At 63.4% G+C, this 15,297-nt stretch carries 14 protein-coding genes; 4 read left to right on the top strand and 10 right to left on the bottom strand.

Annotated elements, in window-relative coordinates; translation table 11 throughout:
• The first annotated feature begins 285 nt into the window (after positions 1-285).
• The 4 genes from C0Z18_RS03400 to C0Z18_RS03380 all read left to right on the top strand — a co-directional run bounded on the left by C0Z18_RS03400 (position 286) and on the right by C0Z18_RS03380 (position 6,355).
• Positions 286-3,279 carry a ribonucleoside-diphosphate reductase subunit alpha gene (locus C0Z18_RS03400; protein ID WP_102643943.1) on the top strand — a complete coding sequence of 998 codons (2,994 nt, stop codon included), beginning with the start codon at positions 286-288 and terminating at the stop codon, positions 3,277-3,279.
• Between the two features lie 773 nt (positions 3,280-4,052).
• On the top strand, positions 4,053-5,267 hold the full coding sequence (locus C0Z18_RS03390; protein WP_102643941.1) for a ribonucleotide-diphosphate reductase subunit beta: 1,215 nt from the start codon (positions 4,053-4,055) through the stop codon (positions 5,265-5,267).
• An 87-nt stretch (positions 5,268-5,354) separates the two neighbouring features.
• A complete protein-coding gene (locus C0Z18_RS33375) occupies positions 5,355-5,708 on the top strand; it encodes a hypothetical protein (RefSeq protein ID WP_102643940.1) in 354 nt (117 codons plus the stop codon).
• An 11-nt stretch (positions 5,709-5,719) separates the two neighbouring features.
• A complete protein-coding gene (locus tag C0Z18_RS03380) occupies positions 5,720-6,355 on the top strand; it encodes a histone H1-like DNA-binding protein (protein ID WP_102643939.1) in 636 nt (211 codons plus the stop codon).
• A gap of 209 nt (positions 6,356-6,564) precedes the next feature.
• Here the strand turns inward: C0Z18_RS03380 and C0Z18_RS03375 are convergent, their stop codons facing one another.
• The 10 genes from C0Z18_RS03375 to C0Z18_RS03330 form a co-directional block, all read right to left on the bottom strand.
• Entirely contained in the window at positions 6,565-7,041 is a 477-nt protein-coding gene (locus tag C0Z18_RS03375; RefSeq protein WP_102643938.1) for an outer membrane lipoprotein, read from the bottom strand.
• 22 nt (positions 7,042-7,063) lie between these two features.
• Positions 7,064-8,002 carry a carbohydrate kinase family protein gene (locus C0Z18_RS03370; protein ID WP_102643937.1) on the bottom strand — a complete coding sequence of 313 codons (939 nt, stop codon included), beginning with the start codon at positions 8,000-8,002 and terminating at the stop codon, positions 7,064-7,066.
• A 104-nt stretch (positions 8,003-8,106) separates the two neighbouring features.
• Positions 8,107-8,607 carry a thiol peroxidase gene (tpx, locus tag C0Z18_RS03365; RefSeq protein ID WP_102643936.1) on the bottom strand — a complete coding sequence of 167 codons (501 nt, stop codon included), beginning with the start codon at positions 8,605-8,607 and terminating at the stop codon, positions 8,107-8,109.
• 83 nt (positions 8,608-8,690) lie between these two features.
• Entirely contained in the window at positions 8,691-10,304 is a 1,614-nt protein-coding gene (locus C0Z18_RS03360; RefSeq protein WP_102643935.1) for a DUF3426 domain-containing protein, read from the bottom strand.
• A gap of 51 nt (positions 10,305-10,355) precedes the next feature.
• Positions 10,356-11,303 carry a 50S ribosomal protein L11 methyltransferase gene (gene prmA, locus C0Z18_RS03355; protein ID WP_102643934.1) on the bottom strand — a complete coding sequence of 316 codons (948 nt, stop codon included), beginning with the start codon at positions 11,301-11,303 and terminating at the stop codon, positions 10,356-10,358.
• A 9-nt stretch (positions 11,304-11,312) separates the two neighbouring features.
• The gene (gene accC / locus C0Z18_RS03350; RefSeq protein WP_102643933.1) at positions 11,313-12,680 is read right to left on the bottom strand and encodes an acetyl-CoA carboxylase biotin carboxylase subunit; all 1,368 of its coding nucleotides are present in this window, start codon (positions 12,678-12,680) and stop codon (positions 11,313-11,315) included.
• 123 nt (positions 12,681-12,803) lie between these two features.
• Positions 12,804-13,268, bottom strand: coding sequence for an acetyl-CoA carboxylase biotin carboxyl carrier protein (gene accB, locus C0Z18_RS03345; protein ID WP_102643932.1), 465 nt, complete (start codon positions 13,266-13,268; stop codon positions 12,804-12,806).
• A gap of 66 nt (positions 13,269-13,334) precedes the next feature.
• Positions 13,335-13,790 carry a type II 3-dehydroquinate dehydratase gene (aroQ, locus tag C0Z18_RS03340; protein ID WP_102644027.1) on the bottom strand — a complete coding sequence of 152 codons (456 nt, stop codon included), beginning with the start codon at positions 13,788-13,790 and terminating at the stop codon, positions 13,335-13,337.
• Positions 13,791-13,985: 195 nt separating this feature from the next.
• On the bottom strand, positions 13,986-14,567 hold the full coding sequence (locus C0Z18_RS03335; protein WP_102643931.1) for a TlpA family protein disulfide reductase: 582 nt from the start codon (positions 14,565-14,567) through the stop codon (positions 13,986-13,988).
• A 36-nt stretch (positions 14,568-14,603) separates the two neighbouring features.
• Positions 14,604-15,248: a UDP-N-acetylmuramate--alanine ligase gene (locus C0Z18_RS03330; RefSeq protein WP_102643930.1), complete on the bottom strand. Its 645-nt coding sequence runs from the start codon at positions 15,246-15,248 to the stop codon at positions 14,604-14,606.
• Between the last annotated feature and the right edge of the window lie 49 nt (positions 15,249-15,297).

The following is a 15,297-nucleotide window of genomic DNA, read 5'->3' as shown; positions in this document are numbered from 1 at the left end:
GGCCGCCGAAAGCGACGTGCGAATCATGCGGGGCGAGGCCCCGCCAGCGTTAAAAGATGCGGATAGAACGCCGGGCAGTGCCCGGCGTTCTATCTTCGGGGGAAAAACGGGGCGCGCAAGTGCCGCTAGAACAATGACGAAGGCGATCGTCTTTTTCGACTCGCGCCGCCTGGCGGCGCGGCCGTCCCGTTTTCTCTTCCGCCCCTCATCCATCGCGCTCGGGGTGGCGCGACGGTTGTTCCAATCCGCGGTTTGACCGCACATCAAAGATCAGGAGCTTTGCACATGCAAACGACCGACAACATGACGAGCCAGCACGAGGGCGCGCAGACCGGGCGCGCCGTCGGTGGGCAGGCTGCTTACACGCAGCCGCTCGCGCCGCAGGCGAGCTTCGCGGACTACAAAGTGATCCGCCGCAATGGCAGCGTCGTGTCGTTCGAGCCGTCCAAGATCGCGATCGCCGTCACGAAGGCCTTCCTGGCCGTGAACGGCGGGCAGGGCGCCGCGTCCGCGCGCGTGCGCGAACTCGTCGAGCAACTGACGCAAAGCGTCGTGCGCGCGCTCGTGCGCAGCCGCCCGAACGGCGGCACGTTCCACATCGAAGACATTCAAGATCAGGTCGAACTCGCGCTGATGCGCGGGGGCGAGCACAACGTGGCGCGCGCCTACGTTCTGTACCGCGAAAAGCGTAATCAAGAACGCGGCCACGATCAGGAAGCGGCGGCACCGTCCTCGGGCCTGAACGTCGTCGACAACGGCGTCACGCGTCCGCTCGATATGCATGCGCTCACCGCGCTGATCGAGTCGGCATGCGACCAACTGGGCGAAGCGGTCAGCGCCCAGCCGATCGTCGCGGAAACGGTCAAGAACCTGTACGACGGCGTACCGATGAGCCAGGTCTACGATTCGGCCATCCTCGCGGCGCGTACGATGATCGAAAAGGACCCGGCATACAGCCAGGTGACGGCTCGCATCCTCCTGCACACGATCCGCCGCGAAATCCTCGGCGAGGAAGTGACGCAAGGCGAAATGGGCGAGCGTTACGCCGAGTACTTCCCGCAATTCATCAAGCGCGGCATCGACGCCGAGTTGCTCGACGACAAGCTGCAGCAGTACGACCTGAAGCGCCTGGGCGCGGCGCTCGACGCCGGCCGCGATTTGCAATTCGGCTACCTCGGCCTGCAAACGTTGTACGACCGCTACTTCCTGCACGTGGACGGCACGCGCATCGAGATGCCGCAGGCATTTTTCATGCGTGTCGCGATGGGTCTCGCGCTGAACGAGATCGACCGCGAAGCGCGCGCGATCGAGTTCTACAACGTCTTGTCGACGTTCGACTTCATGAGCTCCACCCCGACGCTGTTCAATTCGGGTACGCGCCGCTCGCAATTGTCGTCGTGCTACCTGACGACGGTCGCCGACGATCTCGACGGCATCTACGAAGCGCTCAAGGAAAACGCGCTGCTCTCGAAGTTCGCGGGCGGCCTCGGCAACGACTGGACGCGCGTGCGCGCGCTCGGTTCGCACATCAAGGGTACGAACGGCAAGTCGCAGGGCGTCGTGCCGTTTCTGAAGGTCGTCAACGATACGGCCGTGGCCGTGAACCAAGGCGGCAAGCGCAAGGGTGCGGTTTGCGCATACCTGGAAACGTGGCACCTGGACATCGAGGAGTTCCTGGAGCTGCGTAAGAATACGGGCGACGACCGCCGCCGCACGCACGACATGAACACGGCGAACTGGATTCCCGACCTATTCATGAAGCGAGTGATGGAAGGGGGCGATTGGACGCTGTTCTCGCCGTCGACCTGCCCGGATCTGCACGACAAGTTCGGCGCCGACTTCGAAAAGGCCTACACGGCTTACGAAGAGAAGGTGGAGCGCGGCGAGATCAAGCTGTTCAAGAAGATCCCGGCCGCCCAACTCTGGCGCAAGATGCTCGGCATGCTGTTCGAGACGGGCCACCCCTGGATTACGTTCAAGGACCCGTGCAATGTGCGCTCGCCGCAGCAGCACGTGGGCGTCGTGCATTCGTCGAACCTGTGCACGGAAATCACGCTGAACACGAGCGACAACGAAATCGCCGTCTGCAACCTGGGCTCGGTGAACCTCGTCGCGCACCTCGTGAAGCGGGCCGACGGCAGCTACGCGCTCGATCAGGACAAGCTCAAGCGCACGATCAGCGTGGCGATGCGCATGCTCGACAACGTCATCGACATCAATTACTACGCGGTCGCCAAGGCGCGCAACTCGAACCTGAAGCACCGCCCGGTCGGCATGGGCATCATGGGCTTCCAGGACTGTCTGCACCTGCTGCGCGTGCCGTATGCGTCCGATGAAGCGGTCGAGTTCGCCGATCGCTCGATGGAAGCGGTGTGCTACTACGCTTACTACGCGTCGACCGAGTTGGCCGAAGAGCGCGGCCGCTATTCGAGCTACCGCGGCTCGCTGTGGGATCGCGGCATCCTGCCGCAAGACACGCTGAAGCTGTTGGCCGAGGCCCGCGGCGGCTATGTCGAGGTGGATTCGTCCGAGACGATGGACTGGCCGACGCTGCGTTCGCGCATCGCCACCTACGGCATGCGCAACTCGAACTGCGTCGCGATCGCGCCGACGGCGACGATCTCGAACATCATCGGCGTCTCGGCTTGTATCGAGCCGACGTTCCAGAACCTGTACGTGAAGTCGAACCTGTCGGGCGAATTCACGGTCGTGAACGACTACCTCGTGCGCGACCTGAAGGCGCGCGGCCTGTGGGACGAGGTGATGGTTGCCGACCTGAAGTACTTCGACGGTACGCTCTCGCGCATCGACCGCGTCCCGGCCGACCTGCGCGCCATCTACGCGACGGCGTTCGAAGTGGATCCGAAGTGGCTCGTCGAAGCCGCCTCGCGCCGTCAGAAGTGGATCGACCAAGCACAGTCGCTCAACATCTATATGGCGGGTGCATCGGGCAAGAAGCTCGACGAGGTCTACAAGCTCGCATGGCTGCGCGGTCTGAAGACGACTTACTACCTGCGCACGATGGCTGCGACGCACGTCGAGAAGTCGACGGTCGCGCACGGTGCACTGAACGCGGTGCCGTCGGCCGACGGCGGCGAGAGCGGCGGCGGTGCGGCCGGTGGTTTCGGTGCGACGGGCGGCTCGGTCGGCGGCGGTGCATCCACGATGGGCGGTCTGAACGCGGCAAGCGCGGTCGAGCAAGAGCCGCAGGCGGACGGCCCCGTCTGCATGATGCGTCCGGGAGATCCGGGCTTCGACGAATGCGAGGCTTGTCAGTAACGCACGTTGCGGCCCTTTGATCGGGCCGCGTCGTTCGGGCCGGTGCCTTCCCGCTTACGAGCGGATGGCACCGGCCCGTTTCTTTTGGTTTCTTGCGATGTCTCGAGGTGGACGGGCTGCTACGAGCGCGCTTCGGCGTCTTTCTCGCGCTGCCGGCCGACATACAAGATATTGGTCTATTCCTGCATTTCCGCACTACATTTTGTATGTCAGACTTCTCTCCGACGACCTCCGATGCTACACTTTCGGGGCACGAAACACGGCATCGAAGTCAACGGTTGCGGATGTTTGCGCGTCCGCTTTTTGTGGGAGGAAGCGAATGAACGAACGATCGCGGGCAACGATGCAAGCGGGAGAGATCCGATCGTCGAGTGCGCAGGCAACGTCGAGCGAGTGGCTCGAACGCCGGCGCATGAGTGAAGCGTGAAGAGTGGGCATCGTCGATGCGACGCATGGATGCAAGGGCAGCGCGATGCGTAGGCGCTTGCGAGTTTCGACCATCGTCGCGGCAACTTTCGAACGTAAGCGCGAGCGTGACTCGCCTCACACGAAGCACTGACGATCGATGTTCGAGGCGCTCGCTTTCGACGCGCGAAGCCCACATCGAAACGACGCTTCACGCGTCATCGACGTGTCTCGCGTGTGCGACTCAACGAACAAAGTGTTGTATCGAGGTCGCAGCGTGAATCGAAAAACAGGGATTTTCATGAGCGAGCCCTTTTATCGCTCGTGAAAAGATGGTACAAACCGATCTAAATTGATGGTGAGAATTTATGCTCAACTGGGATGACGAGACGACTGCCGTAACTCCCTCGAGCGGTTCGCAACTGAACACGTTGCGTAACCCCGCGGGGCAGGCCGTCGGAACGCAAGCAGCGACGCGCGTCGCAACGCAAGCTCCGTTGGCGCAAAACATCTTCGCGGACGACTTCGCCGCGTACACACCCGCTGCACAGCCGGTGGTATCCGAAGCGCGCGTGAACGTGGCCGACAAGCGAATCATCAACGGCCAGACCGACGTCAACCAACTCGTACCGTTCAAGTACAAGTGGGCGTGGGAGAAGTATCTCGCCGGCTGCGCGAACCACTGGATGCCGCAGGAAATCAACATGTCGCGCGACATCGCGCTTTGGAAGGACCCGAACGGTCTGACCGAAGACGAGCGCCGCATCGTCAAACGCAACCTCGGCTTCTTCGTGACGGCCGACTCGCTGGCCGCGAACAACATCGTGCTCGGCACGTACCGGCACATTACGGCACCCGAGTGCCGGCAGTTCCTGCTGCGCCAAGCATTCGAAGAGGCGATCCATACGCACGCCTATCAGTACATCGTGGAATCGCTGGGTCTCGACGAAGGCGAGATCTTCAACGCGTACCACGAGGTCACCTCGATCCGCGACAAGGACGAGTTCCTGATCCCGTTCATCCACACGCTGACCGATCCGGCGTTCAAGACGGGCACGCTCGAGGCAGACCAGAAGCTGCTCAAGTCGCTGATCGTCTTCGCCTGCGTCATGGAGGGCTTGTTCTTCTACGTCGGCTTCACGCAAATTCTTGCGCTCGGCCGGCAGAACAAGATGACGGGTGCCGCGGAGCAGTATCAATACATCCTGCGCGACGAGTCGATGCACTGTAATTTCGGCATCGACCTGATCAACCAGATCAAGCTCGAGAACCCGCACCTGTGGACCCGCGAATTCCGTGAAGAGATTCGCGAGCTGTTCAAGCATGCGGTCGAACTCGAATACCGTTACGCCGAGGACACGATGCCGCGCGGCGTGCTGGGACTGAACGCGTCGATGTTCAAGAGCTATCTGCGCTTCATCTGCAACCGCCGTTGCCAGCAGATCGGGCTCGATCCGCTGTACCCGAACGAGGAAAACCCGTTCCCGTGGATGAGCGAGATGATCGACCTGAAGAAGGAACGTAACTTCTTCGAGACGCGAGTCATTGAATATCAAACCGGTGGTGCGCTGTCCTGGGAATGACACGTGCTCGCCGATGCAATGAATGATTGATGGGGTGCCCGCCGCGATAAGCGTCGCGGCGGAAAAAGTAAGGAGCAAGAACGCCTAATGCAAAGCGTGCCCGGCGGTGAAACCGTCCACAAACATGACAGGCACTTTGCGAACCCTTCGGTGGGATGGGCGAACTACCCCCTAAAAAAGCCGGCGGCCGAGCCGCCGGCTTGTCACAAGCGAATATCGGGCTTGGCAAGCATCGGGTGCTTGCCTGCCGACTCGATCCGGCGTGCTGTGCCTTTGGGTACGGCACGCCTTACCGCATTCATTAGCGTAAGCACTAGGTTTTTGCGTACGCCGATGAATAGCCCGCTTCGCAGCGCGCGCCGTCGTTACTATTGCCGGCGCGCAGCGGGAAGCGGGTTTGAAGAAGGGTGTAGTTCGAACTACTCATTTCCGAAAACCTGAAGGAGAACACAATGGCAACAGCGAAGAAGAAACCCGCCGCTAAGAAAGCAGCTCCGGCCAAGAAGGCAGCAGCTCCGGCGAAGAAGGCCGCGGTGAAGAAGGTCGCGGCGAAGAAGGCGGCACCGGCTAAGAAGGTTGCAGCCAAGAAAGTCGCCGTGAAGAAGGTTGCTGCGAAGAAGGCAGCGCCGGCCAAGAAGGCCGCGGTGAAGAAGGTTGCTGCGAAGAAGGCAGCGCCGGCGAAGAAGGCCGCAGTGAAGAAGGTTGCTGCGAAGAAGGCCGCACCGGCGAAGAAGGCCGCGGTGAAGAAGGTTGCAGCGAAGAAGGCTGCGCCGGCTAAGAAGGCCGCGCCTGCGAAGAAGGCTGCCGCGAAGAAGGCTGCGCCTGCTAAGAAGGCTGCCCCTGCCGCGAAGAAGGCCGCGCCTGCTGCTAAGAAGGCCGCGCCTGCGAAGAAGGCTGCCGCTAAGAAGGCTGCCCCTGCGGCGAAGAAGGCTGCGCCTGCTAAGAAGGCTGCCGCTAAGAAGGCCCCCGCCGCACCCGCTGCCCCTGCCGCGCCTGCCGCTGCTGCATCCACGGCTCCTGCCTCGACGGTGAAGACCGCGTTGAATCCGGCCGCTGCTTGGCCGTTCCCGACGGGCAGCCGTCCGTAATAGGACGCAGCGACGAAGGCGGCACGCGTAGCCGCCTTCTCGCACGCGCCTATATAAAAACCCCGCCACCGGTTCGCCGGAGGGCGGGGTTTTTTACGTTCGCCGACGCTCGCTGAGATTCGCCGAGCGCCTAGCGCTCGTATTTCAAAGCGCGTTCGACGCGTTCGGGGTAGGCCGAGCGGCTGCCCGACCCCGAAGCGATGACGATCTTAGTGCGTGACGCGCGTGACGCCGGCACTCGACAGAAGACGCACGCGATCTCCGGCTTGGAACACCTCGCCGGTCGCGGCTTGCGTGATCGCGCGCAGGTCGCCGTTGTCGAGGCGGACGGTGATTTCCACGCCCGAGCGTTTGGCCACGCCGTTTTCGACCGCGTTGCCCGCGACCGCGCCGGCGATGCCGCCAATGATCGCCGTTGCGATCGAGCCTTTGCCGCCGCCGATCGCGCTGCCGGCGACGGCGCCGAGCGCGCCGCCGCCGAGGGCGCCGAGCCCGCTCGGCTGCCCTTCGTTCGACGAGATGACTACCGCACGAACGCTTTCGACCGTGCCGAAGCGAACCGTTTCCTCACGCTGGGCTTGGCCTGCCGTGTAGACGTCGGGAGAGCTGCTGTTGTACGCGCACCCCGTCATCGTCACAGAACCAATCAGCAGCGTCGCGAGTACTACCCGAGCCGATGTTTTCATTGTCCGTTACTCCACAAGAGTATTACCGCAGGCTATAGCCGAAAGCCTGCTTGAATCGTTGGTCGATCTCCTCGGTGCTCGGCGCGTACGTTTGCGGGCCGGCCTGCTCGATCTTCAAAGAACCCATTAGACTTGCCAGGCGGCCGGTCGTGGCCCAATCGAAACCGCGTTCGATACCGTACAGCAGCCCGCCACGGAATGCGTCGCCGCAACCGGTGGGATCGACGATCTTCGAGGCCTGCACGACAGGAATGTCCTCGGATTGGCCGCCGTGATGGATGCGCGCGCCGTGTTCGCCCCGCGTTACGATCAACGCTTGCACGTGCTTTGCAATCTCTTCCAGCGACCAGCCCGTCTTATTGCTGACGAGACTTGCCTCGTAGTCGTTGACTGCCACGTAAGTGGCGAGTTCAATGGCGCGCCTCAGTGCCTCGCCGGAAAAGAGCGGCAATCCCTGACCCGGATCGAAGACGAACGGTACGCCCGCGGCGGCGAGCTTTTCCGTGTGTTGCACCATGCCCTCATAGCCGTCCGGCGCGACGATCGCGAGCGTGATGTCCTGCGCTTCGTCGGCATGATTCAGGTGCGACTGCATCATCGCCCCCGGATGGAAGGCGGCGATCTGATTGTTGTCCAGATCGGTCGTGATCATGGCCTGCGCCGTATAGGCATTCGGCACCATGCGCACATGGTCGGTACGCAGTCCGAGGCTCTTGATGCGATCGAGGTAGAGCTGGCCGTCCACTTCTCCCAGTGTGCCCATGATCCGCGCGTCGCCGCCAAGCAAGTTCAGCGAATAGCCGATGTTGCCGGCGCAGCCGCCGAATTCGCGGCGCATCGTCGGAACGAGAAAGCTCACGTTCAGGATATGGACCTGCTCCGGCAGAATGTGCTCCCGGAAGCGGCCCTGGAAGGTCATGATGTTGTCGTATGCGAGCGAGCCGCAGATCAGCGTAGCCAAGGCGTGTGTTCCTATGCGTATTTGGTCATGAGCGCGCCATACGAAAACGCCGCGCTCAAAGGACTCAAGCGCGGCGTGCTTCGTCGAGTCGACGGCGCGGCGGATTACTTCAGCGCGCTCAGCGCCGCGTCGTAATTCGGCTCGTTCTTGATCTCGCCGACGAGTTCGGCGTGCACGACCTTGTCGTTTTCGTCCACGACCACGACGGCACGCGCCGTCAGTCCGGCGAGGGGGCCCGTCTTGATATCGACGCCGTACGCTTGCGCGAATTCGTGGCCGCGGAACGTCGATGCCGTCACGACGTTTTCGATGCCTTCGGTCGTGCAAAAGCGCGTGGCCGCGAACGGCAGGTCGGCCGACACGACGATGACGGCGGTGTTGTCCAGCTTCGCCGCGGCTTCGTTGAATTTGCGCGTCGACGTGGCGCACGTCGGCGTATCGAGGCTCGGGACGATGTTCAGCACCTTGCGCTTGCCGGCGAACTGGCTAAGCGTAAGCGGCGCCAGATCCTTGCCGACGAGCGAGAACTCGGGTGCCTTTTGGCCGACGGACGGGAATGCGCCGCCGACTTCGATCGGGTTGCCGCCCAGCGTGACTTGACTCATATTAGCTCCGGATGTTCGTTTCAGGTTGTCGCAAGTGCGAAATGGTGGGCACGCGCTCGCAAAGCGGCCGCGCCCGAACTGCGCTACGGATAAAAGATCTGGACGCGGAAATTAGTCGCGATCGCGTTGCCCGAATCGAGCCGCACGATCATCGTCTGCGTCGCATGCGGCGGTAGGCCGGCGGCGATCGTCGTACCAGGGGCCACATAGTCTTGCGGCCATAGGATGCGGCGGATCGCGACGTTATTTTTGTCGTCGAACAGGGTCAGCTCGATCGCCGGGAAGGCGAGCGCGATGCCGTATCGGTTCCGCAGCGGCACGCGCAACTCCAAGCGGTGCGGGCCGTCGACCTGACGCAGGTCGGACGCTTCCACCTGCAGCCCGTCGATGTCGCGTGGCGGCGAGAGCTGGCAGCCCAACTGCGCGCACACGCGAGCGAACAGCGGCTGCGATTCCGGCCAGTAGACCATCACGGCTTCACGGCGCCACCACGTTAGCTGGGCGATCAGCGCGAGAACGAGGGCGATCGATACGATGCTGCCGAGGATGATCCACAGCGCCCTTCTCGGCGCGTGGGTGCGGGCTTCGCGTGTCATTGCGAAGTGGCGCGCTTGCTCGTCGGACTCGGGCGGCTCCGCGAAAACCGGCGGCACGCCCGCTGTGCGAACGTTGGGTTCGGCGTCGCCGAAACGCGGCTCGACCGGTGTGTCGGCTTGTGCCTGGAGGCTCGCGCGCAGGTGAGGCTCGAGGTGCGGCTCGTCGTCGGCGGCTTCGGCCTCGGACGGGACGCGCCCGTTGAAGCGCGGCTCGTCGTCGTGCCAACCCTGATCGCGCGCGGGCGCCCACTCGGGGGCGGCGATCTGTTCGCTATCGTCGTGTAAAGGTGGGACGACTCGATGCGTCGAATGAGGCGCCGGCTCGGACGGGGCGGCCGCCAGCGGCGGATGCGCGCTTTCGGTCGTCGCCGGGAATTCGGATTGCGCGGCCGCCTGCGCCTCGGCTTCGGCGGAGGCTTTGGCTTCTGCGGCTACACGGGCTTCTTCGGCGGCGCGAGCTTCTTCGGCAACGCGGGCTTCTTCGGCGGCGCGAGCTTCTTCGGCAACGCGGGCTTCTTCGGCAACGCGGGCTTCTTCGGCAACGCGGGCTTCTTCGGCAACGCGGGCTTCTTCGGCTAAGCGGGCTTCTTCGGCTAAGCGGGCTTCTTCGGCAACGCGAGCCTCTTCGGCAACGCGAGCCTCTTCGGCAACGCGAGCCTCTTCGGCAACGCGAGCCTCTTCGGCAACGCGAGCCTCTTCGGCTAAGCGAGCCTCTTCGGCAACGCGAGCTTCTTCGGCAACGCGGGCTTCTTCGGCAACGCGGGCTTCTTCGGCAGCGCGAGCCTCTTCGGCAACGCGGGCTTCTTCGGCTACGCGGGCTTCTTCGGCCAAGCGGGCTTCTTCGGCCAAGCGCGCCTCTTCGGCAGCGCGAGCTTGCGCTTCGGCCGCCGCGGAAGTATCCGATTGCGGCTCAGGCGGGGCTGCTGACTCGGGCGCCCGATCGCCGTGCTGCGTACCTGCCGTCGGGTCGAGCAGATTGTGCCGGGCGTCGAAGACTTGCTGGCAGTGTCCGCAGCGCGCGAACCCGCCGGAGGCCGCGAGCAGCGTTTCCTGCACGCGGAAAACCGTTTCGCAGTGGGGACAGCGGGTGGCTAGAACCATGGTGAGCGGGGAAACCGGGATGGACCGGTGCGTCGATCGATAGGCGCTATTCTAATGGTTTCCCGCCGTACCCTCGGCAGCGTCGCCGTTTCCATTGCGCTCGCCGGCTCGCTTCACGCCCGTGAGGCAGACCCAGCCTTCGTGTTCGCGCCATACGCCGATGTCGATCCACGGCCGATAAGCGGCCGCGACTTCCTCGGCTTGCCGCGCGAGCACGCCCGAAAGCGCAATGCGTCCGCCCGTTTTCACCTTGGCGCTCAACATCGACGCCATCAGTTTGAGCGGGTTCGACAAGATGTTCGCCACAACGATGTCGAATTGTCCGGCCGGGCACGCGTCCGGCAGCGCATAGGCCACGTCGGCTCGATTGCGCTCGCTATTGAGCCGAGCCGACTCGACCGCCTGCGGATCGATATCGACACCCACGACCGGCGCAGCCCCGCACTTTTGCGCGAGGATCGCCAAAATGCCGGAACCGCAGCCGTAATCGAGTACCGATTGCCCCGGCGCGACCGATTCCTCGAGCCACTCCATACACAATCGCGTCGTGGGATGGCTGCCCGTGCCGAAGGCCAGCCCCGGATCGAGCTCGAGAATCAGCGCTTGCGGATCGGGTGCGTCGTGCCAAGAGGGCACGACCCAAATGCGCTTGCCGATCGCGATCGGCTCGAATTGCGACTGCGTGAGACGCACCCAGTCTTGCTCGGGCACGTCGCGCAACGTGAAGGCCGGCGTGGCCGCCAAACCGATCGCGTTCGCCGCGGCCGCGGCGAGCAGCGCCGGCTCTTGCTCGGGATCGAGCAGCGCGACGACACGCGAATGCTGCCAAGCCGTGCGATCGGGCGTGAGACCGGGCTCGCCGAACAAAGGCTGCTCGTCGGGCGTATCGGCATCGGCGTCTTCAACCGATACCGATAACGCCCCGAGTTCGATAAGCGCGTCGGACAGCGCTTCGGCATGCGTCCGATCGAGTTCGACGATCAATTCCCGGTAGCTCATGACTGACGCTCAAGCTTCTTCCGGCGCGGCTTGCTGCTTTTCCGCAAGCCGGTTTTCCAAGTAATGGATGCTCGTGCCGCCTTCGACGAAGCCGCCGTCGAGCATCAGTTCGCGGTGCAACGGAATGTTCGTCTGGATGCCTTCGACGACCATTTCCGACAACGCGATGCGCATGCGACGGATCGCCTGTTCGCGCGTTGCACCGTAGGCGATCAGCTTGCCGATCATCGAGTCGTAGTTCGGCGGAACGAAATACCCATTGTACGCATGCGAGTCGACCCGAATGCCGGGGCCGCCGGGCGTATGCCAGGACGTGATGCGGCCCGGCGACGGCGTGAACTTGAACGGATCCTCGGCGTTGATACGGCACTCGATCGCATGGCCGCGGAACACGATATCGCGCTGGCGCATCGTCAGCTTCTCGCCGGCGGCGATGCGGATCTGCTCTTGCACGATGTCGATGCCCGTGATCAATTCCGTCACCGGGTGCTCGACCTGCACGCGCGTGTTCATTTCGATGAAGTAAAACTCGCCGTTCTCGTACAGGAATTCGAACGTGCCGGCACCGAGGTAACCCATCTTCTTGCACGCGTCGGCGCATCGGTCGCCGATCCGCTCGATCAGGCGGCGCGCGATACCGGGCGCCGGCGCTTCCTCGATCACCTTCTGGTGGCGGCGTTGCATCGAGCAATCGCGCTCGCCGAGCCACAGGGCGTTCTTGAACGAATCCGCGAGCACCTGGATTTCGACGTGGCGCGGGTTCTCGAGGAACTTCTCCATGTAGACCTGCGGATTGCCGAACGCGCGCTCGGCTTCCTCGCGGGTCATGTTCACGGCGTTGACGAGCGCGGCTTCCGTATGGACGACGCGCATGCCCCGTCCGCCGCCGCCGCCCGCGGCCTTGATGATGACCGGATAACCGATCGCGCGCGCGATCTTGACGATCTCTTTCGGGTCGTCGGGCAGGGCGCCTTCGGAGCCGGGCACGCAAGGCACGCCCGTCTTGATCATCGTCTGCTTGGCGGAGACTTTGTCGCCCATCAGGCGGATCGTTTCGGGGCGCGGGCCGATGAAGGCGAAACCCGATTGCTCGACGCGTTCCGCGAAGTCGGCGTTTTCCGACAGGAAGCCGTAGCCGGGGTGGATCGCCTCGGCATCGGTCACTTCGGCCGCGCTGATGAGCGCGGGCATGTTCAGATAGCTCTGCGGCGACGGCGCCGGTCCGATACAGACGGCTTCGTCGGCGAGCTTGACGTACTTGGCGTCCTTGTCCGCGGTCGAATAGGCGACGACCGTCTTGACGCCGAGTTCGCGGCATGCGCGCTGGATGCGCAACGCAATTTCGCCGCGATTGGCAATGAGGATTTTTTCAAACATGGCGATGGTTCGACGCATTAAAGGGCTCGTGCGTCGTGGGGCCGCGATCTGTGGCGGCGCACGGCATTCGAGCTAAACGGGGTATGCCCGAGGCGGCAGATGGCGCTCGGGCCCGCTTTGCGATCAGCCGATGACGAAAAGCGGCTGGCCGTATTCGACGGCTTGGCCGTTTTCGATAAGGATTTCCTTCACGACGCCGGCTTTGTCGGACTCGATTTCATTGAGCAGCTTCATCGCTTCGATGATGCACAGCGTCTGGCCTTCCTTCACCGTGTCGCCCACTTGGATGAACGGCTCGGCGCCCGGCGAGGGCGAGCGATAGAACGTGCCGACCATCGGCGAGGTGATCACGTGGCCTTGGGCGACGGCCGCGGGAGCGGCGGCTGCGGGAGCTTGCTCGAGCGCGCCTGCGCCCATCGCGGGCGCGGCTGCCGCGAGCGGCGGCGCATACGAGGCGGACTGCTGTACGTAAACCGGCGGCGCATTCTTCACGATGCGGACTTTGCCTTCGCCCTCGGTCACTTCGAGCTCGGAGATGCCCGATTCGGAGACGAGGTCGATCAAAGTTTTCAGCTTACGTAGATCCATAGGGAATCCCCTTGTTCAATGCGTTGGGCGCTGGCTCGAGCCGGCGCCGATTTGATGTTCTGAAAGTCAGCTACGCGCGCTTTGCGACGCCAGCCGCTCGAGCGCGAACTCGAGTGCGTACAGGTAGCCTTTCCAACCGAGCCCGCAGATGACGCCTTCGGCCAAATCGGAAAAGTACGAGTGATGCCTGAACGGCTCTCGGCGATGCACATTCGACAGATGAATCTCGACGAACGGGATGCCGACGCCCGCCAGCGCATCGCGCAAAGCGACGCTGGTATGCGTATAGGCGGCGGGATTGATCAAGACGAACTCGACCGCCTCCGCCCTTGCGGCGTGCACGCGGTCGACGAGTTGACCTTCGTGATTGCTCTGAAACGTCAGCAATTGCACGCCTGCTTCCTGCGCGCGAGCCACGAGCGCTTGATCGATCTGCTCCAACGTGACGCGGCCGTACACCTCGGGTTCCCGCGTACCTAGCAGGTTGAGGTTCGGACCGTGCAGTACCAGCAATCGTCTCATGGTTCGCTTCTGTTTCCGCGGAATTGCGCGCACTTTATCGCCGTTTGTCGAAACTTGTCTAGCGGCGAATGAAAAAGCCGGTGCCCGGAGCGGCGCTTTTTACCGGTTTTGGACTGCAGATTCGGTGAATTTCGTTCAACCGTGCGTCAATTTGCGTCAATCTGCGCCGATCGGGGCCGAAGCGGAATTTGTTCGTTAAAGCGCGTCGAGCGTCTTGCGCAATTCGACTGGCGCGACTTGTCCCAATTTTGTCGACCGTACGACGCCGTTAGCGTCAATTACGACCGTAAAGGGCAGGGCACCTGCCGAATTGCCGAGGCTTCTCGCGAGGTCGGCGCCGCCGAAACCGCTGACGAGAATCGGATAATCGACGGGCACTTTCTTCAGGAAGGCCTGTATGTTCTGCTGCGAGTCGACGCCGATGCCGACGAACTGCACGCCCTTGCTCGAGTATGCGTCGTGCAGCCGCACGAGTTCCGGCATTTCGGCGACGCACGGGCCGCACCACGAAGCCCAGAAGTTCACGACGAGCACGTGCCCTTTGTAGCGAGCGAGCGTTTGGGCCTGGCCGGCGACGTCCTGCAACTGCGTGTCCATGAGCTGCGCGACGGCGTCGCTCGCGGGTGCGGCGGTTGGCGGGGTTTGCGACGCTTGCGTCTGGCGTGCGGGGTCCTCGCCTTGGCCGGTATCGCCGTGCAGCCATTGCCGGGCGCCCACGCCTAAAGCGGCCGCGACGATCGCGAGCGCGGCGATGGCGAAGGTGGCTTTCCTATTCATATATCCAATATGTCGTGGAATCGGGGTGGGTCGGGCTCAGTCGGCGAGCGCCGAGGGCGCGTCGCCCTCGAGCAGCGCCCGCACGGTCTCGGCGTTCGCGCGTGGCGCCCGCCCTCGGGCATCGGCGCGCACGGCGCCGCGCAGGTCGTCCGTATCATATAGCGCGATGTGGATGCCCACCGGCGCTTCGTCGCGCGTGCTCCGCCAGAGAAAGCTCAGCGTTTCGACGTCGCCGCGCCCGCCGAAGTGGTGCGTTTCGGAAACGTCGTATTGGACGTTCGCATTGAGCAGATAGATCGCCACTTCCTTCGGGTTGTCGCAAAAGACCTGCAAGTGGACGTCCGAATGCTCGCCGGCCGTACCGTTCAGTACCGCGCCCGTCAAATAGGGATTGAACTGCGCGAGCCGCATCATCCATTCGAGCGCGATCTCGCGCAGCCGGCGCAACACAGCCGGTTGGGTTTCGGCTTGGAACAGCGCCTGATATTCGCGGATTTCTTCCTCGATTTGATCGTTGTCGGGCAGCCATTCGCCCGCTACGCGCGGCTGGCCGACCACTTGTCGCGCGGCCTTGCGCTTCGCACTGGCATAGTCGAGCCCTTCCTCCGCGATCAGGCGGGCCGCCGCCATCGCGATTTCCTCCCGCACGCGCTGCGGATCGACAAAAGATTTACGCACCATCCGGCAATCATACTAGATCGTCCGGTCTCGCCCGCTGCGCCCGGCTGCC

It is taken from the genome of Trinickia dabaoshanensis (assembly GCF_002879885.1).
In the GTDB taxonomy this organism is placed as follows: Bacteria; Pseudomonadota; Gammaproteobacteria; order Burkholderiales; family Burkholderiaceae; genus Trinickia; species Trinickia dabaoshanensis.
This window is presented reverse-complemented; position numbering and strand designations above follow the sequence as displayed.